21 protein-coding genes are annotated in these 22,632 nt (G+C 63.9%); 4 read left to right on the forward strand and 17 right to left on the reverse strand.

Features of this window, described 5'->3' with window-relative positions; genetic code table 11:
- Window positions 1-71: 71 nt before the first annotated feature.
- Both NTD88_RS00490 and NTD88_RS00495 read right to left on the reverse strand, forming a co-directional pair.
- Window positions 72-1,829 carry a bifunctional diguanylate cyclase/phosphodiesterase gene (locus NTD88_RS00490; protein WP_095155447.1) on the reverse strand — a complete coding sequence of 586 codons (1,758 nt, stop codon included), beginning with the start codon at window positions 1,827-1,829 and terminating at the stop codon, window positions 72-74.
- A gap of 134 nt (window positions 1,830-1,963) precedes the next feature.
- Window positions 1,964-4,045 (reverse strand): carboxy terminal-processing peptidase, encoded by a 2,082-nt coding sequence (locus tag NTD88_RS00495; protein WP_177454410.1) that lies wholly within the window; start codon window positions 4,043-4,045, stop codon window positions 1,964-1,966.
- Window positions 4,046-4,184: 139 nt separating this feature from the next.
- Here NTD88_RS00495 and NTD88_RS00500 point away from each other — a divergent pair, with 139 nt between their 5' ends.
- Window positions 4,185-5,147 (forward strand): NAD(P)H-quinone oxidoreductase, encoded by a 963-nt coding sequence (locus NTD88_RS00500; protein WP_262155502.1) that lies wholly within the window; start codon window positions 4,185-4,187, stop codon window positions 5,145-5,147.
- A 45-nt stretch (window positions 5,148-5,192) separates the two neighbouring features.
- On the opposite strand, the gene NTD88_RS00505 is transcribed toward NTD88_RS00500, so the two are convergent.
- The 6 genes from NTD88_RS00505 to NTD88_RS00530 form a co-directional block, all read right to left on the reverse strand.
- Window positions 5,193-5,846: an HAD family hydrolase gene (locus tag NTD88_RS00505; RefSeq protein WP_110969203.1), complete on the reverse strand. Its 654-nt coding sequence runs from the start codon at window positions 5,844-5,846 to the stop codon at window positions 5,193-5,195.
- A 23-nt stretch (window positions 5,847-5,869) separates the two neighbouring features.
- Entirely contained in the window at window positions 5,870-6,859 is a 990-nt protein-coding gene (locus NTD88_RS00510) for an ABC transporter ATP-binding protein (RefSeq protein ID WP_262128993.1), read from the reverse strand.
- 1 nt (window position 6,860) lies between these two features.
- Window positions 6,861-7,658 carry an ABC transporter permease gene (locus tag NTD88_RS00515; protein WP_095155452.1) on the reverse strand — a complete coding sequence of 266 codons (798 nt, stop codon included), beginning with the start codon at window positions 7,656-7,658 and terminating at the stop codon, window positions 6,861-6,863.
- Window positions 7,645-8,487 (reverse strand): ABC transporter permease, encoded by an 843-nt coding sequence (locus NTD88_RS00520; RefSeq protein ID WP_095155453.1) that lies wholly within the window; start codon window positions 8,485-8,487, stop codon window positions 7,645-7,647. Before NTD88_RS00520 ends, NTD88_RS00515 begins: the two co-directional genes overlap by 14 nt.
- Window positions 8,484-9,290, reverse strand: a complete 807-nt coding sequence (locus NTD88_RS00525) for an alkaline phosphatase family protein (RefSeq protein ID WP_262155501.1) — start codon at window positions 9,288-9,290, stop codon at window positions 8,484-8,486. The genes NTD88_RS00520 and NTD88_RS00525 overlap by 4 nt, the downstream gene beginning before the upstream one ends.
- 100 nt (window positions 9,291-9,390) lie before the next feature.
- A complete protein-coding gene (locus tag NTD88_RS00530) occupies window positions 9,391-10,455 on the reverse strand; it encodes an ABC transporter substrate-binding protein (RefSeq protein ID WP_095155455.1) in 1,065 nt (354 codons plus the stop codon).
- Between the two features lie 348 nt (window positions 10,456-10,803).
- Between NTD88_RS00530 and NTD88_RS00535 the strand changes: the two genes are divergently transcribed.
- Entirely contained in the window at window positions 10,804-11,517 is a 714-nt protein-coding gene (locus tag NTD88_RS00535; RefSeq protein ID WP_095155456.1) for a UTRA domain-containing protein, read from the forward strand.
- On the opposite strand, the gene NTD88_RS00540 is transcribed toward NTD88_RS00535, so the two are convergent.
- From NTD88_RS00540 to minC, 7 genes are all read right to left on the reverse strand, one after another.
- A complete protein-coding gene (locus tag NTD88_RS00540; RefSeq protein WP_262155500.1) occupies window positions 11,514-13,673 on the reverse strand; it encodes a mechanosensitive ion channel family protein in 2,160 nt (719 codons plus the stop codon). The two genes, NTD88_RS00535 and NTD88_RS00540, sit on opposite strands and share 4 nt — an antisense overlap.
- Before the next feature lie 47 nt (window positions 13,674-13,720).
- A complete protein-coding gene (locus NTD88_RS00545) occupies window positions 13,721-13,885 on the reverse strand; it encodes a hypothetical protein (RefSeq protein WP_177454411.1) in 165 nt (54 codons plus the stop codon).
- A gap of 146 nt (window positions 13,886-14,031) precedes the next feature.
- Complete coding sequence (locus NTD88_RS00550; protein WP_095155457.1) at window positions 14,032-15,321, reverse strand: M18 family aminopeptidase; 1,290 nt, start codon at window positions 15,319-15,321, stop codon at window positions 14,032-14,034.
- A 187-nt stretch (window positions 15,322-15,508) separates the two neighbouring features.
- A complete protein-coding gene (locus NTD88_RS00555; RefSeq protein WP_262155499.1) occupies window positions 15,509-16,144 on the reverse strand; it encodes an RluA family pseudouridine synthase in 636 nt (211 codons plus the stop codon).
- Between the two features lie 95 nt (window positions 16,145-16,239).
- Entirely contained in the window at window positions 16,240-16,494 is a 255-nt protein-coding gene (gene minE / locus NTD88_RS00560) for a cell division topological specificity factor MinE (RefSeq protein WP_095155459.1), read from the reverse strand.
- A 3-nt stretch (window positions 16,495-16,497) separates the two neighbouring features.
- A complete protein-coding gene (gene minD, locus NTD88_RS00565; RefSeq protein ID WP_095155460.1) occupies window positions 16,498-17,310 on the reverse strand; it encodes a septum site-determining protein MinD in 813 nt (270 codons plus the stop codon).
- 101 nt (window positions 17,311-17,411) lie between these two features.
- A complete protein-coding gene (gene minC / locus NTD88_RS00570) occupies window positions 17,412-18,164 on the reverse strand; it encodes a septum site-determining protein MinC (RefSeq protein ID WP_095155461.1) in 753 nt (250 codons plus the stop codon).
- 121 nt (window positions 18,165-18,285) lie between these two features.
- Here minC and NTD88_RS00575 point away from each other — a divergent pair, with 121 nt between their 5' ends.
- A complete protein-coding gene (locus tag NTD88_RS00575) occupies window positions 18,286-19,212 on the forward strand; it encodes a lipid A biosynthesis lauroyl acyltransferase (protein ID WP_095155462.1) in 927 nt (308 codons plus the stop codon).
- A 33-nt stretch (window positions 19,213-19,245) separates the two neighbouring features.
- Entirely contained in the window at window positions 19,246-20,412 is a 1,167-nt protein-coding gene (locus NTD88_RS00580) for a patatin-like phospholipase family protein (protein WP_262155498.1), read from the forward strand.
- A gap of 4 nt (window positions 20,413-20,416) precedes the next feature.
- On the opposite strand, the gene NTD88_RS00585 is transcribed toward NTD88_RS00580, so the two are convergent.
- A complete protein-coding gene (locus NTD88_RS00585; protein WP_262155497.1) occupies window positions 20,417-21,202 on the reverse strand; it encodes a VacJ family lipoprotein in 786 nt (261 codons plus the stop codon).
- Window positions 21,195-22,493 (reverse strand): serine/threonine protein kinase, encoded by a 1,299-nt coding sequence (locus NTD88_RS00590; RefSeq protein WP_262155496.1) that lies wholly within the window; start codon window positions 22,491-22,493, stop codon window positions 21,195-21,197. Before NTD88_RS00590 ends, NTD88_RS00585 begins: the two co-directional genes overlap by 8 nt.
- Window positions 22,494-22,632: the final 139 nt, after the last annotated feature.

Below are 22,632 nucleotides of genomic sequence, written 5' to 3' on the forward strand. Positions count from 1 at the left end.
GCGAGCTTGCTCGCGAAGGGCTGCATAAAACGCTAACTGACTGACATTAGGCCTGGCCCCGGTTTTTTCGTTCAGGCGACAGCGGTATCGATCAGGTACAGGCTGTGGCCGGCGACATCCTTGGCGTGGTGCTTGGCCTGCGAGGCGAGGTCGGCCAACTGGTCGGCATCGAGCTGCGCGCAGGCTTCCGGGCGCAACTGCACGACACCGATGGACAGCGACAGCAGGGGAAATTCCTGACGCTGGCCGAGGCGGTTGTGCGCAATGAAACAGCCGGCTTCCACATGCTCGGCGCGGTAGAAACGCCGGCATTGCTTTTGAAAGTCCTCCAGCAGCACGTTCAGGCGCTGCTCCCAATCCAGTGAGCCGAGCACCAGCATGAAATCGTCGCCGCCGATATGTCCGACGAAATCCCGGGCCGGATCCACGCGATCATTCAGGCACTGGGCCAGGCACAACAAGACTTCATCGCCCCGGGCGTAGCCGTAGATATCGTTGAAGGGCTTGAAGCTGTCGATGTCGACGTAGCAGATTGCCGCCTTGCGCTGCTGCTGCAGCAAGCGGGTCAGGCACTGCTTGATCGGCACGTTGCCCGGCAGCAGGGTCAGCGGGTTGGCATAGCGAGCCTGCTGGATCTTCTGCTCGGTGATCAGCTTGAGCACGTCGATGACCCGCCCCAGACCAACGTAGCGGCCGAGGTGGGTAATGATGAAATCTTCTTCAATGCGCTGACGGGCGCGGCTGGTGAGCAAGCGGCTGACGGTCTGCAACGATTGGGTCAGTTCCACGGCGAGGAAGTCCTCGTTCATCAGCCGGCTGATCGGCTTGCGCGCGAACAGGTCGGTGGCGAAGGGCTTGAGCAGCGCATCCGAGAGCGAGTGGCGGTGGACGATGCCACAAGGCCGCTGCTGCTCATCAAGCACCGCCAGCGAGTTGAGGTTGGCCTGACGACGGAACGCTTCCAGCACCTTCGGCGTGGCGGTACTGCCGGTGACCGCTGGTTGCTCGATCAGCAAGGCGCCGAGGTCCGAGGGTTCGTCGACCAGCGCCGGTACGCTGCTCGTCACCGGACCGGGCAGCAATTGCGCGGCGTCCCGTGGCGGCTGCTCCTGCGGGCGGCTGATGAAATAGCCCTGGACCAGGTCGACGCCCATCTCGGTCAGCACCGCCAGCTCCTCGGCCAGCTCGATGCCTTCGGCGATCACCTTGGCCCGCGAGGCCTTGGCGATCTGCAGGATGGAACCGACGAACTCGCGCTTGACCGCGTCCAGGTGGATGCCGTCGATGAAGTGGCGGTCGATCTTCACGTAGTCCGGGCGCAGCTCGGACCACAGGCGCAGGCTCGAATAGCCGGCACCGAGGTCGTCCAGGGCAATGGAAAAGCCCATGTCGCGGTAATGGTGCAGGGCGTTGAACAGCAGTTGGAAGTCGTCGGTGGGGGTTTGCTCGGTCAGCTCGATGACCACCTGGCTGGCGGGGATGCCGAGGTTCTGCAACAGCTTGAGGGTCAGCCCGGACTGGTATTGCGGTTCGAGCAACGACTCGGGCGAGACGTTGAGGAACAGCTTGCCGTCCAGTTTCTGCTGGCTGAAGCGGCGGCAGGCGCTTTCCCGGCAGGCGATTTCCAGCTCGGTCAGGCGACCGGCGTGGCGTGCCACGGCGAACAGGTTGATCGGCGAGTGCAACGGGCTGTTGGACGGGCCGCGGCTCAAGGCTTCGTAACCGAGGATGCGCCGTTCGGAGAGGCAGACGATGGGCTGGAACAGGCTGTGCAAGCCGCTTTGAGTCAGGATGGAACTCAACGCGCTGAGCTGTTCGGTCATGGTCATGTCGGGACTACCTTGAAAAAAAGGGACTGAGCGCCAGTGGTGCTCAGTCCCTTATTTCACGACAGTTTGATGACTGTTTAATGACGTAACGCTATGCGCTCATACTATTTCGCCATTATCGTTTCAGCCACTTTTCAGTGCTTGGCCACCGCCGAATTCAGGCTCAGGTAGTCCAGCAGGATGCGCCCGGTTTCGCTCAGGTAAGCATCGTCTTCCGGCTTGGTATCGTCCGGCTCGGCGGGGATGGCGTCTTCGTCTTCCTTCTTCAGTTCCTTCAGCGGTTCCTCACCCTTGGCCTTGCGGCGGGTGTTTTCCAGGACCAGTTGCTTGTTTTCGATATCGGCGTGCTGCGCACGGCGCTCGACCTCGTTGAGGCTGACGGTCTTCTCGCTCATCAGCTTCTGGGTCAGGGCCAGGCGATCGCGAATGTAGACGAACTCCGGGTCCTTGGCGCTGCGGTCGTCGTGGCGGTTCTTGAGTTGCGCAAGGAACGGCTTGAACGGATCGCTGGCCGGTTTGATCGCCGGGCGGATGGTGTCCCACGGCATCGCTTCGGGCAGGGCGCTTTCGCCGATTTCCTTGGTGTCGATGATCGACGGGTAATCGATGTCAGGCAGTACGCCCTGGTGCTGGGTGCTCTGGCCGGACACGCGGTAGAACTTGGCCAGGGTCAGCTTCAGCTCGCCATGGTTGAGCGGCTGGATGGTCTGCACGGTGCCCTTGCCGAAGGTCTGGCCGCCGATGATCAGCGCGCGGTGGTAGTCCTGCATGGCGCCGGCGAAGATCTCCGAGGCCGAAGCCGAGAGGCGGTTGACCAGCAGTGCCAACGGACCTTTGTAGAAGGCGCCGCTGTTCTCGTCTTCGAGCACGTCCACGCGGCCATCGCTGTTGCGCACCAGCACGGTCGGGCCCTTGTCGATGAACAGGCTGGTCAGCTCGGTGGCTTCCTGAAGGGAGCCGCCGCCGTTGTTGCGCAGGTCGATGACCACGCCGTCGACTTTTTCCTTCTGCAGCTCGGTGAGCAGTTTCTTCACGTCGCGGGTGGTGCTCTTGTACTCCGGATCGCCGGCACGGAAGGCCTTGAAGTCGAGGTAGAAGGCCGGAATCTCGATGATGCCGAGCTTGTAGTCGCGGCCATCCTGCTTGAGGTTGAGCACGGATTTTTTCGCCGCCTGCTCTTCCAGCTTCACCGCTTCGCGGGTGATCGAGACGATCTTGCTGGTCTGGTCGTTCGGCGCGTTGTTCGCCGGAATCACTTCCAGGCGTACCACCGAGCCTTTCGGACCGCGGATCAGCTTGACCACTTCGTCCAGGCGCCAGCCGATCACGTCGACCATTTCCTTGTCGCCCTGGGCGACACCGATGATCTTGTCGGCGGGTGCGACCTGCTTGGTCTTGGCGGCAGGGCCGGCCGGTACCAGGCGCACGATCTTGACCTGGTCGTTGTCGCTCTGCAGTACTGCGCCGATACCTTCCAGCGACAGGCTCATGTTGATGTCGAAGTTTTCCGCGTTGTCCGGCGACAGGTAGTTGGTGTGCGGGTCGTAGGACTGGGCGAAGGTATTGATGTAGGCCTGGAAGATGTCTTCCGAACGGGTCTGGTCAAGGCGCGACAGTTGGTTCTTGTAGCGCTTTGTCAGCAGTTCCTGGATGGCCTTGGGTTCCTTACCGGCGATCTTCAGGCGCAGCACTTCGTCTTTCAGACGTTTGCGCCACAGGTCATCCAGCTCGGCGTCGGTCTTCATCCACGGGGCGTCCTTGCGGTCCACCAGCAGGGTTTCGCTGACCGTGAAGTCGATCTTGTCGATGCCTTTGTTCAGCTCGGCCAGGGTGAAGTCGAGACGCGACTTCACGCGGTCCAGGTAACGCTTGTAGATATCGAAGCCGGGCTCCAGGTTGCCGCTCTTGAGGAAGTCGTCGAACTGGGCCTTCCACTTGTCGAACTCGGCGATATCACCCGCGGTGAAGTAGATGCGCGCCGGGTCCAACAGCTTGATGTAGCTGTCGTAGATGATGACCGAGCGGGCGTCGTTGAGGGGCGGCTTGCTGTAGTGGTGGCGCTTGAGCAACTCGACCACGTTCAGGCTGGCGACCACCTGGTCGCGGTCCGGGTGCAGCGATTCCCAACTGTTGGCGGCCAGTGCATTGCCCGCGAGGGGCAGGCTGCCAAGGCCGATCAGCAGGGCGAGGGCGGTGCTGGGAAGAAAGTGCTTCATGCTGATTCGACGCAGGGGCAATTGATAACGCATAGTGGGCCGTCTTTGAATTCGCCGGCTCCATGGAGCCGGTCGCATAATGCAAAAAGCCCGGGGCCACAGCACCCAGGCTCAGTCTTGACTCAACTATGGAGGCACTGTGAAGGCATTGCAAGGCGTTGAAGGACATGTGGAGTGGGTTGATACGACAAGTCCAACCTGCGATGTAGGTCAAGTACGAATTCGTGTTGCCGCTGCTGGTCTGAATCGCGCCGACCTGCTACAGCGTGCCGGTCTCTACCCGCCGCCGCCTGGCGCCAGTGAATACCTTGGCCTGGAATGCTCCGGGGTGATTACCGAGGTGGGTGCCGGTTCGTCGTGGCAGGTCGGTGACCGGGTCTGCGCGTTGCTGGCGGGCGGTGGCATGGCCGAGGAAGTGGTGGCTGATGCCCGTCATGTGATGGCCGTGCCAGACAGTCTGAGCTTGCACGAAGCGGCCGCGGTGCCTGAGGTGTACGCCACCGCCTGGCTTAATCTGTTCCAGCTTGGCGGCCTGAGGCCCGGTGAGAAGGTGTTGCTGCACGCCGGCGCCAGTGGCGTGGGCTCGGCAGCGATCCAGTTGTGCAAGGCCTTTGGCAGCCCGTGCTGGGTCAGTGTCGGTTCCTCCGAGCGCCTGGCGTATTGCGAAAGCCTGGGCGCCAGCGGTGGCGTGGTGCGTGGCGATGATCTGGAGGCGCTGAATGATTTCGCGCCGTTCGACGTAGTCCTCGATCCGGTGGGCGCCAGCTATGCGGCGCTGAACCTGAAGCTGCTGGGCCGCGATGGACGCTGGGTCATCATCGGCCTGATGGGCGGGCGCAAGGCCGATCTGGACCTCGCCCTGCTGCTGGGCAAGCGCATCCAGGTGACCGGCTCGACCCTGCGCAACCGCGACGATCAGTTCAAGGCGGACCTGCTCAGCGATCTGCAGCAGCAGGTATGGCCGTTGTTCGCCGAAGGCCGGCTGAAACCGCAACTGGTGCGCAGCTATCCGGTGAAGGACGCCGAAGCAGCCTTTGCGGAACTGGAGGGGAACCAGGTGTCCGGGAAGCTGGTGTTGGTGATCGATCCAGAACTGGTGTGATGGTCAGGGCCTCATCGCCGCGATGAGGCCCTCATTGGCCGCGAATCAACTCCAGGCCAGCACCGGCCAGCCATTCTTCTCCGCATGCTCGCGCAACACCGGGTCCGGGTTGACCACATGCGGGTGATCCACCTTCAGCAATAGCGGCAGGTCATTGCGCGAGTCCGAATAGAAACTCGCCCCTTCCAGGTTCTCTTCTTCCTGATCCAGCCACTCCAGCAACCGGGTGATCTTGCCTTCGCGATAGGTGAGCACACCGCTGGTCTTGCCGCTGTACACGCCGTTGACCACTTCCAGCTCGATCGCAAGAAACTCGTCGATGCCCAGCCGCGCCGCGATCGGCCCGACCAGGTGCGTGCCCGAGGCGGAGATCACCAGGATCCGGTCGCCCTTGCGCCGGTGCTCGGCGATGCAGCGGCAGGCGTCGCTGAAGATGATCGGTTCGATGAAGTCCTCGACCCAGGGTTCCACCAGGTGCTCGACTTCCTCGGGCGTGCGGCCGGCCACGGGCTCCAGGCTGAACGCCATGTAGTCTTCCATGGCCAGGTGGCCCTTGCCGTAGGCTTCCATCAATTCATGGTCGCGGCGCAGGAAAGACGGGCCGTCGACCCAGCCCAGGCGGACCATCTGCTCGCTCCACAGCGAGGCGCAGTCGCCGTGGATCAGGGTTTCGTCGAGATCGAAGATCGCTAAAGCCATTCAAGAAAACTCCCGTGCATCCCCTACGCGACTTCGCGCAGGGCAGTTGGATCGATCGACAAGGATACCCGTTGTCCGTCCGGATAGAGATCTGCGGATGAGCGGTTCAGCACGTCCACCAGCAACTCGACGCCGCGGGCTTCGACCCGGTAGCGGATGATGTTGCCCAGCAGGCTGTGGCTGCGGACCTGGCCGTCCAGCTCGCCGTGGAGGCTGATCGCGATGGCTTCCGGGCGGATCGCCAGGCGGGCAGTCACCGGGCGTTGCAGCAGGCGGCTGGCGCTGTCGGCGTCGAGCAGGTTGTAGTTGCCGATGAAGCCCGCGGCAAACGCGTCCACCGGCGCGGTATAGAGGGTTTCGGCGTCGCCGCTCTGGACAATCTTGCCCTGGTTCATCAGGAAGATGCGGTCGGACAGGGTCAGGGCTTCTTCTTGGTCGTGGGTGACGAACACCGTGGTCAGTCCCAGTTCACGCTGGATCTGGCGGATCTGTTCGCGCAGGTGCTTGCGAATCCGCGCGTCGAGGGCCGACAGCGGCTCGTCCAGCAACAGCAGGCGCGGCCGGGTCACCAGCGAGCGCGCCAACGCCACGCGCTGGCATTGCCCGCCGGAAAGCTGGTGCGGGTAGCGTCCGGCGAAGTCCTGTAGCTCGACCATGCGCAGGGCTTCCTGCACGCGGGTCTTGCTGTCGTCGCCCTTGACCTTCTGCATGCGCAGGCCGAAGGCGACGTTCTGCGCGACGGTCATGTTGGGGAACAGTGCGTAGCTCTGGAACACCATGCCGATCCCGCGTTTCTGCGGGCTCTGCGGGACCAGGTCATGGCCGTCGAGGAGGATCTTGCCGCTGTCCACCGGTGTCAGCCCGGCGATGCAGCGCAGCAGGGTGGATTTGCCACAGCCGGACGGGCCGAGCAGGGTGATGAACTCGCCGCGCTGGATCTCGAAGTTGATGTCCTTGAACACCGGGCTGCCGGCGTAGGTCTTTTCCAGGTTCTGGATGCTGACGAAGCTCATATCAGGTCTTGTCCTTGTTCAGGCGGTTGGCTGCCCAGGTCAGCACCAGTACGAAGAGGAAGTAGGAAATCACCAGGGCACTGTTGAAGTGGCCGCTGCTGTTGCGCATGTTGTTGAGGTAGACCTGCAGGGTCTCGTAGCGGGTGCCCACCAGCAGGTTGGCGAAGACGAACTCGCCGAACAGGAACGAGAACGACAGCAGCAGCGCCACCATCAGGCCCTTGCGCAGGTTCGGCAGCACCACCAGGAACGCCGCCTGCCAGGTGCTGGCGCCGAGCAGTTGGGCGGCGTCCATCAGGTCGCGCAGGTTGATCGCTTGGAGGTTGTTGGTGATCGCCCGGTACATGAACGGCAGCGCCACGGTGAAGTAGCAGCCGATCAGAATCCACGGCGTACCGACCATGGCCATCGGCCCCGAACCGTAGAGTTGCAGCAGCCCCACCGAGGACACCACCGGGGGCACGGCGAAGGGCAGCAGGATGAGGATGTTCATCAGCGCGTCGAGCCGCGGGAAGTGGTAGTGCACCACGAACAGCAGCGGCAGGATCAGCAGCACCGACAGCAGCAGCGCGCCAACGCAGACCAGCAGCGACTGGGCGAAGGCGGTGAGAAAGCGCGGGTCGCTCCACAGCGCCACGTACCATTTAAAGGTCAGGCCGCTGGGCAGCAGGCTCGCCGACCAACTGGTGGACAACGAATAGAGCAGGGTGCCGGCCAGCGGCAGCAACAGGATCAGGAACAGCACCCACACCACCAGCCGGTGGTAGAGGCGGCTGGCCCCCGGTTCAGCGCGCAACATGGTAGCTCCTCTTCAGCAGCCATTGATGGACCAGGGTCACCAGGCTCATCAGCCCGACGAGGATGATCGCCAGGGCACTGGCCAGGTTCGGGTCGAGGGAAATATCACCGGCCACCAGCGCGGCGATGCGGATCGGCAGCACGTTGAAGTTGCCGGTGGTCAGCGCGTACACCGTGGCGTAGGCGCCGAGGGCGTTGGCCAGGAGGATGACGAAGGTGCCCAGCAGCGCCGGGGTCAGCACCGGCAGGCCGATATGCCGCCAGTACTGCCAGGCGTTGGCGCCGAGCAGCGCGGCCGACTCGCGCCAGTCTTCGCGCAGGGCATCGAAGGCCGGGTAGAGCAGCAGCACGCCGAGCGGAATCTGGAAGTAGGTATAGAGGATGATCAGCCCGGTCTTGGAATAGAGGTTGAAGTCCTCGATCAGCCCGGCCTGCTTGAGTGCCAGGGTCAGGGCGCCGTTGAAGCCGAGCAGGATGATGAAGGCGAAGGCCAGCGGCACCCCGGAGAAGTTGCTGGTCATGTTGGCGAAGGCGTTGACGAAATCCCGCAGGCGCGAGTCCACCCGCTGCAGCGAATAGGCGCCGAGCACCGCGATGACGATCCCGAACAGGCTCGACCAGAAGCTGATTTCCAGGCTGTGCTGGATCGCCTGGCGGTAGAACTTCGAGGCGAAGATCTTGCTGAAGTTGTCCAGGCCCCAGCCGCTTTCGGCTTGCAGACTGTGGATCGCCACCCAGGCCAGCGGGGCGATCTGGAAAATGATGAAGAACACTGCGAAGGGCAGCAGGCATAGCAGCGCCAGCCACTTGCCGCGGGTCAGCGGATTCACGAAAGCAACTCCCGGCAGAACGGTTTGTCGTGGGCCACACCGAGCAGTTCGCAGATGGTTCCGCACAGCTCGGTTTGCAGGGGCTTGGCGTTGGGGTCAAGGCTGAAGCCGTCGCCGAACACGAACAGCGGCACGTCACGTTCTTCCGGCAGCAGGCCGTTGTGCGAGCGGTCGTTGTTCATGCCGTGGTCGGCGGTCACCAGCACTTGGTAGCCCTCGGCGAGCCAGGTGCCGAGGTAGTCGGCCAGGAGAATGTCGGCGCTGCGTGCGCTGTTGCGGTACTGGCTGCTGTCGAGGCCATGGCGGTGGCCGGCGTCGTCGATGTTCATCGGGTGCACCAGGAGAAAGCCGGGCCGGTACTTGCGCCGCAGGTATTCGGCATCGGCGAACAGGTGCGAGTCCGGGTAGTGGTCGGCGTAATAGAACAGGCCGTGCTGGATCGGCAGCTTGGGCGCGTTCGTGTGGCGATCGCGCACCGGGTCGAACGGCGTGCGGTTGTACAGCTCGCTGACCCAGTGATAGGCCGCCGCGGCGGTGCCCACGCCGGCGTCGCGGGCGTAGTGGAAGATGCTGCGCTCGGTGGACAGGCGGGAAACCTGGTTGTGCACGATGCCGCTATCGATCGGTGGCACGCCGGTGAGGATGCATTCGTAGAGCGGGCGGGACAGCGCCGGAAGCTCGCATTCGAGGCGGTACAGTGCGGCGCGGTCAGCTTCGACGTAGGCGTGCAGGTGGCCCATGGCATGGTGCGCGACCTGGTGATTGAGACCGTCGAGCAGGACCAGGATGACGTTGTGGTTCATTGGAAGCTCCGAAAGCGGCGGTGCGGTCAATCGCGAGCAAGCTCGCTCCTACACGAACGGCGCGATCGTCTGTAGGAGCGAGCGTGCTCGCGATAGGGCCTCACTCCATCTCGATGATGACCTGCTCCTGCCACTTCTGCGGCAGGGCCTTCGAGGTGGCTTCCCACGCTGCGGCATCCTTGATCGGTTGCGCGGCCTGGTATTGCTCGTTCGGCAGCAGCTTGGCCTGAACCTCGGCCGGCAGCTTCAGGTGGTCGGCGCGGATCGGCCGGGCGTGACCGATGGCCAGGTTGGTCTGGCCGGCATCGCTGAAGATGTACTCGCGGGTCAGCTTGGCGGCGTTCGGGTGCTTGGCGTATTTGTTGATGATGGTGGTGTAGCCGGAGATCACCGAGCCATCGGAGGGGATCAGCACTTCGAAGCGCTTCGGATCGATCTGCTCGCGGTAGCTCAGGCCGTTGAAGTCCCAGACCACGCCCACTTCGATCTCACCCTTCTCCAGCGTCTGGATGGTCGGATTGGCCAGCGACAGGCGCTTCTGCTGGGCCAGCTTGGTGAACAGTTGCAGGCCCGGCTCGATGTTCTTCTCGTCACCCTTGTAGGCGATGGCTGCGGCCAGTACGCCGTTGGCGGCCTGGGCGGCGGTGCCGACGTCACCGATGGCGACCTTGTACTTGCCCTTTTCCAGGTCATGCCAGGTCTTCGGGATGTCTTCTTCCTTCACCAGTTGCTTGTTGACGATGAAGGCGATGGTGCCGGTATAGGCCAGCGCCCAGTGACCGTCCTGATCCTTGGCCCAGTCGGGTACCTGGTCCCAGGTGCTCGGCTTGTAGGGCTGGGTCACGCCCTTGGTCACGGCGATCGGGCCGAAGGCGGCGCCGACGTCACCGATATCGGCGCTGGCGTTGTCTTTCTCGGCGTCGAACTTGGCCACTTCCTGGGCCGAACTCATGTCGGTGTCCATGTGCTTGAGACCGTACTTGCTGGCCAGATCGGCCCAGGTCCCTTTCCAGTTGGCCCAGGCGTCGGGCATGCCGACGCTGTTCACGGTGCCTTCCTTGCGGGCAGCATCTTCGAGGGCTTTGAGATCAGTGTCGGCGGCGACGGCCGAGTGGGACAGGGCAATGCTCGCGCCTAACAGAGAGGCCAGGAAAAGCTGTTTCATCCGAAGCTCCTTAATGGGGTGCCTTGCAAAACGTGTAAGGGGTAAGACGTCGTTGCGGTTCGGTTGGTCTAGGTCAGCAATACCTGAGCCAAGGTAGGGAGTTCGCATGACAGTTTGATGTCGAGGCGCTAGCCCGAGGCCCGCCAACTGACCTTGGGGTTACAGCGTAGACCAGATGAAAAACCGCGCCCGACAAGGCTTTCTGCGGGGTTCGCAGGCCAGCATCAGGCGGCCTTGTCATCTACTGTTCATTTGTTTTGCCTAGGCTTGAGAGGTTGTCCGGCATTGCGTCGCTGCTCCGTCATGGGGCTGTGCACAGGCTGGACTAGTCCAGAAAGGAACCCGTTGATGCACGCACTGCCGCCACGCGCAGTAACAGCGATCTGCCATGCCCTGCAGGAGCAGATCGAACACGGCTTGCTCGCCTCGGGCTGCAAGCTGCCGGCCGAACGCAAGCTCAGTGAAGTGTTCGACACTACCCGCATCACCCTGCGTGAGGCGCTGGTGCAACTGGAGGCGCAGGGCCTGATTTACCGTGAAGAGCGGCGTGGCTGGTTTGTCGCGCCGCAGCGGCTGACCTACGACTTGATCGAGCGCAGCCACTTCCACGCCATGGTCCGCGACCAGGGCCGCACCCCGGCGACCGAGCTGCTGTCGGCGCGCTTGCTGCCGGCCGCGGCGGCAATCTGCGCGCGGCTACAGCGTCCGCCGTTGTCGAGCGTTATCCAGATCTGCCGTTTGCGGCGCATCGATGGGCGGGCGGTGCTATATGCCGAGCACTACCTGAACCCGGATTACTTTCCGGGCATCCTTGAGCACGACCTCGGTCAGTCACTGACCGAAATCTATGCCCAGCACTACGACATCCATTACGGGCGGGTGCGTTTCGAGATATTGCCAACAGCCTTGCCAGCGGCGGCGGCTTCGGCGCTGAAGGTGACGCCGGGAAGTGCCGGCCTGCACATCACCCGGGTCAACAGCGACCAGGCGGGACGGCTGATCGACTGTGACCTGGAGTACTGGCGGCACGACGCGATCCGCATTCGTGCCGACGCCGGCTAAGCGTTTTCAGTGCCGGTGGCCGGCGTGCCGCCTGGGGTGGTGAGCACCTGCACCGACAGGCGCGGGGTCGCCAGGTCCAGCCCGGATTCGTCGAGGCGGCGCTTGAGCGCCAGGTTGAAGGCGCGGGAGACTTCCCACTGCTTGATCGGCGCGGTCTTGAACCGCGCCCGCAGGATCGCTGAGCCGGATTCGAAACTTTCCACGCCCTGCAACTCCAGCGGCGACCAGATGTTGCGGCGTTGCAGCGGGTCGTTGCGCATCTTCTGCCCGACATCGCGGATCAGGGTAATGGCCTGGTCGATGTTCATGCTGTGGGGGATGGCGATGCGGAAGATCGCGTAGCCGAACTCACGCGAGTAGTTCTTGATGCTCTTGATCTCGCTGAACGGGATGGTGTGGACGATGCCGTCGATGTCGCGCAAGCGCACGGTGCGGATGGTCAGGCCTTCGACGGTGCCGAGGTGGCCGCCGACATCGACGTAGTCGTCGATGGCCAGGGAGTCTTCGATGATGATGAACAGCCCGGTGATCAGGTCGGCTACCAGCGATTGTGCGCCGAAGCCGATTGCCAGGCCGATGACACCGGCACCGGCGAGCAGCGGGGTGACGTTCATGCCCATGTTCGCCAGGGCGACGATCAGCGCGATGATGAAAATCGCCACGAACAGCACGTTGCGGATCAGCGGCATCATGGTTTGCGCGCGAGCATTGGCCAGGCCCTTGCGCGAGCGGGTGAGCGCGTGGTGCACGGCGGTGTCGGCGAGGATCCAGACCAGCCACGCGGCAACCAGGGTGCCAGCGAGCCCGACCAGGCGCATGGCGACTTCATGGCCGTCGCCTTCGGCGAAAGCGATCAGCGAAAAGCCCCAGACCCGCAGGCCGAGTTCGATGAACAGCAGCCAGATGGTCATGTGCAACAGGGTGTAGCCGAAGCTGCGCAGGCGCTCGGTATACACCGCCTGGCGCCGGTTGGCGCGGCGCGGCTTGAGGGCGTGGCGGCGAACCAGGCCATTGATCACCATGCACAGGATTACCAGCACGGTGCACATCAGCGACTGGCGCAACGCCGTGCTGGTGTCGCCGGCGGAAACGAAGGTGGCGAACAGGGAAATCCCCACCAGCACCAGCGCCGGCAGGAACCAGAACGTGCCGAGGATCTCGATGGTGTCACTCAGTGCCTTGCGCTTGATGCGCTGGGCCAGCGGCTGGTTGCGGATCAGGTGGGCGATGGGACGCCGGAAGCGCAGGATGAACAGCGCCGTCGACAAGGCCGCCAGCACATTGGCCAGGGTTGCCAGGGCATGGGCCAGGTGACCGCCGAGGGCGAGGGAAAGGCGCGGATCGTTCATTGCCTCGCCAAAGGCGGCGAAGCTACCGATCAGCCACAGTGGGCGGAAAGCCTGGTGCCGCAGGATATGCAGGGCGCGGTGGCGATGAGGGCCGTCCAGCAGGGAGAAGGCGATTACACAGATGGCCGAGAAGCAAGTGCCCACCACCAGTGCATAGGCCAGCACCATGGCCAGTGATTTGCCCAGCGACGAGGGCAGGGCGAAGCTCAGGTAGACGGTGATCACCAGCGCGACCAGCCAGGGTCCGAGCTTGCGCAGGGCGAAGCGCACCAGGTCCCAGGTGCGCGGATGTTGTGGCAGTTCTTCGGTGAGGCCGAAGCGCAGGCGCACCTGATGACTGACCCAGTTCAGCGCGTAGGCCAGCAGGCTCCACAAGGCGATGATGGCGATGAAACCGAAGAACATCGCGGGCCATTGCTGCACCGGGACTTTCAATGCGACCAGTTCGATCTGCGCCAGCTCCATTTCCGCGGCCCAGCGCTTGAACGGGCTGGCCTCGCCGCTGAACTGCTTTTCCAGCTCGGCGAAGGTGCTGCCGATCAATCCCAGCACACCCTGTTCCGGCTCGGGCTGGGCTTTGCGGGTGCTGTCGCGAAGCTTCTTCAGGTCGTTGAGCAGGCGAGTGCGTTGCTGGTCGTTTTCCAGGGTGGTGATGACTTCATCGAGGGACTTGCCCAGCGGTTCGCTGGCTTGCGGCTGCGCTGTGCCGCCACCGCCGAGCAGGCTGGGCAGGCCGGCCGCATGCACCGGGCCAAGGGCGCCGAACAACAACAGGAAAAGGGCGAGACAACGCAGGAAGGCAGGCACCGGACGATCAACCTCAAACACGTGATCGGCGCAGTGTAGAGCATTTGTCAGGCGAGTTTCTCGAGGATCTTCCAGACCATGATGCCGAGTATCGACAGCATGCCCAGCCACATCATCAGTACCCCGTAATTGCTTTCACGCTTGCTGAAGCCGATGGTCAGCAGGATCAGGCCGGCGAGCACCGGGAGGAACATCGATTGAAACGCGGACATGCGCAAGATCCTTCTTTTTCCTGGGAAATGTCAGGCATCAGCATAGGCGCAAAGCGGCGGGAGCGGTTTGACCGGTGTCACAGTCCGCGCAAACGGGGCGTCCGCGCGGTTTGGAAAACGGCGGGGCAGAGCGCCCCGCGTCGACTTCAGGGCAGCTCGCGGCTGCGGTAGAAGGCGGTCAGCACCTTGACCAGATGCGCCAGGTCCTGGCTGCCGCACAGCTCGCGGATCGAGTGCATGGCGAAGGTCGGCAGGCCGATATCGACGGTGCGCACGCCCAGGTTGCTGGCGATGATCGGGCCGATGGTCGAGCCGCAGCCCATATCGCTACGGACCACGAAGCTCTGCACCGGGACTTCCTCGGCCATGCACAGGTGGCGGAAGAAACCGGCGGTTTCGCTGTTGGTGGCGTAGCGCTGGTTGTTGTTGACCTTGATCACCGGGCCGGCGTTGAGTTTCGGGCCGTGGTTGCCGTCGTGCTTGTCGGCGTAGTTGGGGTGCACGCCGTGGGCGTTGTCGGCCGAGACCAGCAGCGAGCGCTGGATGCTGCGCACGAACTCGTCGCCATCCGGCAGCAGGCGGCGCAGGGTCTGCTCCAGCATCGGGCCGTCGGCACCGCAGGCCGAGCACGAACCGACTTCTTCGTGGTCGGTGCAGACCAGCACGCAGGTTTCGTCGCTGTCGGCATTGAGCAGCGCTTGCAGGCCGGCGTAGCAGGAGAGCAGGTTGTCCAGCCGCGCGCCGGCGATGAACTCGCCGTGCAGGCCGATCAATGCGGCGTCCTGGGTATCGTAGAAGCTCAGTTCGTAATCCAGCACCACGTCGGCGTTGAGACCGTGTTCGCGGGCCAGTTGCTCGGTGAGCAGGGCGCGGAAGTCGACGCGTTCGTCACCGGCGACCTGCGCCAGGATCGGCGGCAGTTCCAGTTGCGGATTGATCGCCCAGCCTTCGTTGGCGGTGCGGTTGAGGTGGATCGCCAGGTTGGGGATCACGGCGATCGGCAGCTTGAAGTCCACCAGTTGGCTTTCCACCTTGCCGTCGCGGCGGAAGGTGACGCGGCCCGCCAGCGACAGGTCGCGGTCGAACCAGGGCGCGAGCAGCGCGCCGCCGTAGACTTCCACGCCCAGTTGCCAGAAACCGTGGCGTTGCAGCTCCGGCTGTGGCTTGACCCGCAGGCACGGGCTGTCGGTGTGGGCGCCGACCAGGCGGATGCCGTCGAGCAGCGGCGAATGGCGGCCGAGCTTGAAGGCGATGATCGAAGAGTCGTTGCGGGTCAGGTAGTAGCGACCGCCGGGCACCGTGGCCCAACTGTCGCGCTCGTCCAGGCGCTGGTAGCCGGCGGCGTCGAGGCGCTGGGCCAGGCTGGCGGTGGCGTGGAAGGGCGTGGGGGAGGCTTTGAGGAAATCAATCAGGCCTTGGTTCAGGGCGTCGCGCATAAGTCACTCCAGACAGCAGTGGGCGCGAGTTTAACGCAGATGGTCGAGGGCTGACGCGGGTTTTTGTGGGGCGAAGGGGGTGCGTGGCAGGCGGGGCGGGGCCTCGCGAGCAAGCTCGCTCCTACGAGGGGTCATGGCCTGTAGGAGCGAGCTTGCTCGCGATGGCCTTCAAAGTAGGCCTGCATTGTCAGAACGGCGCCGGACACTCGAACTTCAGGCGCTCACCCGTCACCGGGTGGGTGAAGCTCAGCATGCTGGCGTGCAGGCACAGCCGTTCGTGGGCGGCCAGGGCTTCGGGGTTGGCGTACAGGCGGTCACCCAGAAGCGGATGCCCGATCGACAGCATGTGCACGCGCAGTTGATGCGAGCGGCCGGTGATCGGCGTCAACTCGACCCGGCAGTGATCGCCGCAGCGCTCGACGATACGCCAGAAGGTCAGGGCATGTTTGCCTTGCTCGTGGTCGACCACGTGGCGCGGCTTGGTCGGCGGGTCGTAGCGCAACGGCAGGTCGATGCTGCCGCTGTCACGCTCCGGCTGGCCCCAGCACAGTGCGGTGTAGGCCTTCTCGGTTCCGCGGTCGTGGAACTGCCGCGACAGCTCGCGGTGGCTGTCGGCGTCGCGGGCGAGGAGGATGATCCCCGAGGTTTCCCAGTCCAGGCGGTGGACGATCAGGGCGTCGGGATAGCCGTTTTCCTGCAGGCGGGTGATCAGGCAGTCCTTGTTGTCGTCGGCCCGGCCGGGCACCGAGAGCAACAGGGTCGGTTTGTTGATCACCAGGATGGCGTCATCCTCGTGCAGGATGTGAACGTTGGACAGCGGCATTGCGTGTTCTCTGCAAACGCCAACGGCGACGGTCGAACCCGGGCTTGCGCAGCCCGGGCCCGGCCGTCGCCGTGGCAGGTTACCCGCAGACGCTATCAGCGCTCGGGCAGGGTGATGTTCAGTTCCAGGATCGAGCAGCTGCCCTGGTTCTCCAGAGCGACCTGCACATCATCGTTGCCGATGTTGACGTACTTGCGGATCACTTCGACCAGTTCCTTTTGCAGGGCTGGCAGATAGTCCGGGGTACTGCGCTGACCGCGCTCGTGCGCCACGATGATCTGTAGACGCTCTTTCGCAACCGACGCGGAGCTCTGCTTTTTGTTGGCACGAAAGAAGTCAAAAAGGTTCATGGTTCAGTTGCCTCCAAACAGGCGCTCGAAGAATCCCTTCTTCTGTACATCGAGGAACCGGTGTTCCACGGTTTTGCCCAACAGGCGGTCGACAGTGTCGCTGTACGCCTGGCCGGCATCGCTCTGGTCGTCGAGGATGACCGGGACGCCTTGGTTGGAGGCCTTGAGCACGGCCTGGGATTCGGGAATGACACCGAGCAGGGCGACCGAGAGGATCTCCTTGACGTCTTCGACGCCAAGCATCTCGCCCTTGCTGACGCGCTCGGGGTGGTAACGGGTGATCAGCAGGTGTTCCTTGATCGGGTCTTCGTTGCGCTCGGCGCGGCGCGATTTGCTGGCCAAGAGGCCCAGCATGCGGTCCGAGTCACGTACCGAGGACACTTCAGGGTTGGTCACGACGATGGCTTCGTCGGCGAAGTACATCGCCAGGTGCGCGCCCTTCTCGATGCCGGCCGGGGAGTCGCAGACCACGTATTCGAAGTTTTCCTTCAGTTCCATCAGGACCTTTTCGACGCCTTCGACGGTCAGCGCGTCCTTGTCACGGGTCTGGCTGGCGGCCAGCACGTACAGGTTTTCCAGGCGCTTGTCCTTGATCAGGGCTTGCTGCAGGTTGGCTTCGCCGTTGACCACGTTGACGAAGTCGTACACCACGCGGCGTTCGCAGCCCATGATCAGGTCGAGGTTACGCAGGCCGACGTCGAAGTCGACGATCACTGTCTTGTGGCCGCGCAGCGCGAGACCGGTACCGATGGCGGCACTGGTGGTGGTTTTGCCCACACCACCCTTGCCGGAAGTAACCACGAGAATCTTGGCCAAGGTGTATCACCCCTAAAAATGATGAAAAAGGACGATCGGTCCCAAAATACAAAAAACGGCAACATCTGACTAAGTTGCGCGGAAAATGGCGGCAGTATCCGTTAAAGGCGGGTGATGTTCAACACGTCACCGGACAGGCTGACCTGCACGCCGGCACCCCACAGAGGGTCACGGCGCAGGTCTTCGGAGACCTTGTATTGCCCGGCGATGGAGACCAGTTCGGCGGTCATCTGCTGGCAGAAAATCCGCGCCTTGGTATTGCCCTTGATACCTGCCAGTGCACGCCCCCGCATTGGCCCGTACACATGGATGTTGCCATCGGCGAGAAGTTCCGCGCCGGGGCTGACCGCCGATATCACTACCAGATCGCCACCTTGAGCATAGATCTGTTGGCCGCCGCGTACAGGCGAGGTGATGATCTTGGTCGGGCGGACGGTCGGTTCGGGCGGTGGAGGCGGCGCCGGGGCCGGTTCGGGCTTCTTCACCACCTCGACTTCCGGCTCCACCGGCCGCTCGCGGGCGCCGGACGGTGGCAGCACCGGCAGGTCGATGGCGATGGCGGCGGCGATGTCCTCGATGCGGCTGGCGCGGATCGCCAGCGTGCGCAGCCCGTGCTGGCGGCAGACCCGCATCAGCCCCGGCAGGTCCACCGCGCCTTCGCCGGGCGGCAGCTTGTCCAGCGCCAGCACCAGCGGGGTGTTGCTGAAGAAGTTCGGCGCCTGGGCCACCTTGGCCGCCAGTTGCCGGTCGAGTCCTTCGAGGTTGTTCCGGGCAAGCTCCAGCACGGTGATGGCGAGCATGCTGCCCTTGAGCTGGAACACGGGGGCTTGGTCGGGCGTCGGGGTCTGGCTCATGTCTGCGTCGAGGCGCCTTGTTGCGAAAAAAGTGCCCAGACTTATAACGAGAACGCCGGTTAGCCGCAACCCGCGCCGAACCGTTGTAGAATGCCCGGCCTTTTTCTTTCCGGAATCTTGAATGGATCGCCCGCGTTTTCGTCCTTATTTCCTGCACCCGCGTTTCTGGCCGCTGTGGCTGGGGCTCGGGCTGCTCTGGCTGATCGTCCAGCTTCCGTACCCGGTTTTGCTGGGCATCGGTCGTGTCCTCGGTGCTTTGATGTACCGCGTGGCCGGTGCTCGTCGGGCGATTGCGGCGCGCAACCTGGAACTGTGTTTCCCGGAACTGCCGTCCGTCGAACGCAAGCGCCTGTTAAAGGAAAACTTCGCGTCCACCGGCATCGCCTTCTTCGAAATGGCCATGAGCTGGTGGTGGCCAAAGGCCCGGCTGGCGCGCCTGGCGCATATCGAGGGGCTGGAGCATTTGCAGGCCGCGCAGCGTGATGGCCAGGGCGCCATCCTCATGGCCCTGCATTTCACCACCCTGGAGATTGGCGCGGCGCTGCTGGGCCAGGTCCACACCATCGACGGCATGTACCGCGAGCACAAGAACCCGCTGTTCGACCTGATCCAGCGCCGCGGCCGCGAGCGTCATAACCTCGATTCGCTGGCGGTGGAGCGTGAGGATGTGCGCGGCATGCTCAAGCTGCTGCGCGCCGGTCGGGCGATCTGGTACGCGCCGGACCAGGACTACGGCGCCAAGCAGAGCCTGTTCGTGCCGCTGTTCGGCATTCAGGCGGCAACCGTGACCGCCACCACCAAATTCGCCCGCCTGGGCCGGGCCCGAGTGATTCCGTTCACTCAGGAGCGTCTGGCCGACGGCAGTGGTTACCGGCTGGTGATTCACCCGCCGCTCGCGGACTTCCCCGGCGAAACCGAAGAAGCCGACTGCCTGCGCATCAACCAGTGGATCGAGCAGGCGCTGCGGGCCTGCCCGGAGCAGTACCTGTGGGCGCATCGGCGCTTCAAGTCGCGCCCGCCAGGAGAGCCGAAGCTGTATCGGCGTTAAGCGCGGCGCACATTTATCTCAGGGAGCATGAGCATGGCAGCAGCAGAACCGGTCACCGGCCTGATCCTTTCCGGTGGTGGCGCCCGTGCCGCCTATCAGGTCGGGGTTCTGGCGGGGATCGCCGATCTGCTGCCGCAGGGCGCATCCAATCCCTTCCCGGTAATCGTCGGCACCTCCGCCGGCGCCATCAATGCGGTGACCCTGGCCAGCGGCGCCCTGCATTTCGCCGAGGCGATCCGGCGCCTGACCAGCTTCTGGCAAGGCTTTCGCAGCCATCAGGTGCTGCGTAGCGACTGGCCCGGCGTGATGCGCCAGGCCAGCCGTTTCGTCGGCCACAGCCTGCTCGGCCTCGGCCGGCAAGTGCCGGTGGCGCTGCTCGACAGCTCGCCGTTGCGCGGCCTGCTCAACGAACACCTCGACCTGCGAGGCATCGGTCACGCCATCGAGCAGCACTGTCTGCGCGCGGTCGCGGTGACCGCGTTTGGCTATGAGTCGGGGCAGGCGGTGACCTTTTATCAGGGCCGCGGCGCGATCGATCCCTGGTTGCGCCATCGGCGTATCGGCGTGCCGACCCGCTTGAGCGTCGAGCACCTGCTGGCCAGTTCGGCGATCCCGCTGCTGTTCGCGCCGGTCAAGCTGGGTCACGAGTATTACGGCGACGGCGCGGTGCGCCAGTCGGCACCGATCAGCCCGGCGCTGCACCTGGGGGCGAGTCGCATCCTGGTGGTCGGGGTCAGTGGCAACCCGCGCGGGCCCTCGGTCAGCGAGCCGGTCCAGCGTATTTACAGCGGCCAGCCGCCGAGCCTGGCGCAGATCGGCGGGCATCTGCTCAACAGCACCTTTATCGACAGCCTGGAAGACGATCTGGAATTGTTGCAGCGCCTCAATCACCTGAGTCACCTGGTGCCGGAGCAGGCTTATCCGCGCCGGCTCGGACTGGAGCCGGTGGAGGTGCTGGTGGTGGCGCCGAGTCAGCCACTGGACGAGATCGCCGCGCGCCATCGTCGCGAACTGCCGGCGGCCCTGCGCCTGTTCTTGCGCGGCCCAGGCGCGACCAAGACCAGCGGGGCCGGGGTGCTCAGCTATTTGCTGTTCGAAGCTGGCTATTGCAGCGAACTGATCGAACTCGGCCGGCGTGATGCCCTGGCCAAGCGCGATCAGCTATGCGCCTTCCTCGGCTTGCCGCCCGTTCACGTCTGAACCCTTACTCGGCGATCTGCAGGTGCCGCGCCTCGGTGTAGACGTAGCGCACCTTCTCGTACTCGAACGGCGAATTCATCTGGCCATAGCGGAATGCGGTGGTGTAGCGTCGGTCGATGGCGCGTAGCACCCACAGTTCCGGATGGTCGCTGCTGACTTCGGCGACGTTGAGGAAGTTGATCTGGTTCTCGGCGCTGTAGTCCACCACCAGGCCGCCCGTGTCGCGCAGGTTCGACGGGCCGAGGATCGGCAGCATCAGGTAAGGGCCGTCCGGCACGCCGTAGAAGCCCAGGGTCTGGCCGAAGTCCTCGTTCTGTTTCGGCACGCCCATCATGGTCGCCGGGTCCCACAGGCCGAAAACGCCGATGGTGGTGTTGACCAGCAGCCGCGCGGTGATGTCCAGCGAGCGCTTGCCCTTGAACTGCAACAGGCTGTTGAGCAGGTTCGGCACGTCGCCGATGTTGCTGAAGAAGTTGCTCACGCCGCTGCGCACGAACTGCGGGGTGACGTAGCGGTAGCCATTGACCACCGGCAGGAACACCCACTCGTCGAAGCGGTAGTTGAAGTGATAGACCCGGCGGTTCCAGGACTCCAGCGGGTCGTAGACGGCGAGGGCGTTGAGCGTCGAACGTTCGAATTCGCGCTGGTCCAGGCCGGGGTTGAATTTCAGCTCCTTGAGCGGCTCGGTGAAGCCGTCGGTGTCGATGACGCTGGCCGCGGGCGCGGGTTCGTCGGCGAACGCCGGGCCGGCGGACAGCAGCAGGGCGGTGATCAGCAGGCGTTTAACCACGGAAGAACTCCAGCATGTCGTCGCTGTTGACGCGGTAGTTGAGGTTGCCGCAATGGCCGCCATGGGGGTACAGGGTGAGTCGGTCGCCGAAGGTCTTGCGCAGGAAACCGATATCGCCGGGGCCGAGGATCAGGTCGTCGGCGTTGTGCATCACGGCGATCTTCGGCGTCTTGCTCAGGTAGTCCTGCAGGGCGTAGAGGCTCACCTGGTCGATCAATTGCAACAGGCTGCCGCCGTCGGTGCGGGCGCGCCACATGGGGATCACCTGCTCGGTCAGGTAGCAGTCGAAGTCGCATTGCAGCGCACGCTTGAAGAACGGGGTCAGGCTGCTGCCTTCGGTGATCGGGAATTTCGGCGGGATGATCAGGCCGCGGCGGTTGATCAGGTCCGAGGTGAAGGCGATATCGGCCGCGGAGAAGCGGAACGAGGTGCCGATCAGCATGGCCATCTGCTCGTTGCTCAGGTGCTGGCGCGATTGCTGGAAGTCGTAGAGCAGGGCGTCGTTGAGGTCGATGTAGCCTTTCTGCTGGAAGTAGCGGGTCAGCTTGTTGAGCACCAGTTCATAGAAGGTGGTGTGGCTGGTCACGCCCTTGACCTCGGTCTGCACCAGGCGGTCGAGGTTGCTGATGGAGGTGTAGAGGTTCACCGGCGGGTTGAGCAGCAGCACGCGCTTGAAGTTGAAGCTGCGCCGGGTTTCGTCCAGGTGGCTGACGAATGCCGCGTCCAGCGCGCCGAGGCTGTAGCCGCTGAGGTAGAACTCCTTGATCGGCAGCCGCGGGTGTTGGGCGCGCACGCCTTGCATCACCCGGTAGAGGTCTTCGGCGTCCTCGGTGCTGACGCCGGGAGTGGCGAAGCGCGACGCGGCGCTGATGAAGTCGAAGCTGGTCGGCGAGGACAACTGCACGACGTGGAAGCCGGCCTTGTAATAGAGGCGCTTGAGGTATTCGTTGATGCTGGCGTTGTAGCGTGCGCCGGTGCCGGCGATGAGGAAGATCAGCGGTGCTTCGTGGTCCTGGCGGGCCAGGCGGTAGCGCAGTTTTTTCACCGGCCAGAAATTGTCCGGCAGGGTGAAGGCGCGTTCCGGGCGCACGTTCAGGTCGTAGTCGGACTGCGTGATGTCATCGTCGGTGGGCAGTTCCGGGCGCATGTCCGGCGGTGTGGTGGCGATAGTCGCCTCGAAGGGGTTGGTCAGCGGATAGCCGTAGGTGGCGGCATCGATGTCCGCCGCCGACGCGGCCGCACACAACAGAAGGCCGCCCAACAGGGCAGCGAGGCGCAGTGGTCGAAACATGACGGATCCCCAGAAAAAGGCACGAAAGCGTGGTGCGTAGTCCAGCCTAGGACATCTGTGTTACCGGCAAAGTTGCCTGGTGCCACGGTATTTGTCGTCCCGGATGTTGCCGTGATGGCCTTGGACTCTGCAACAATTG

The sequence above is a fragment of the Pseudomonas sp. 20P_3.2_Bac5 genome (genome assembly GCF_025466035.1).
Classification (GTDB): domain Bacteria; phylum Pseudomonadota; class Gammaproteobacteria; order Pseudomonadales; family Pseudomonadaceae; genus Aquipseudomonas.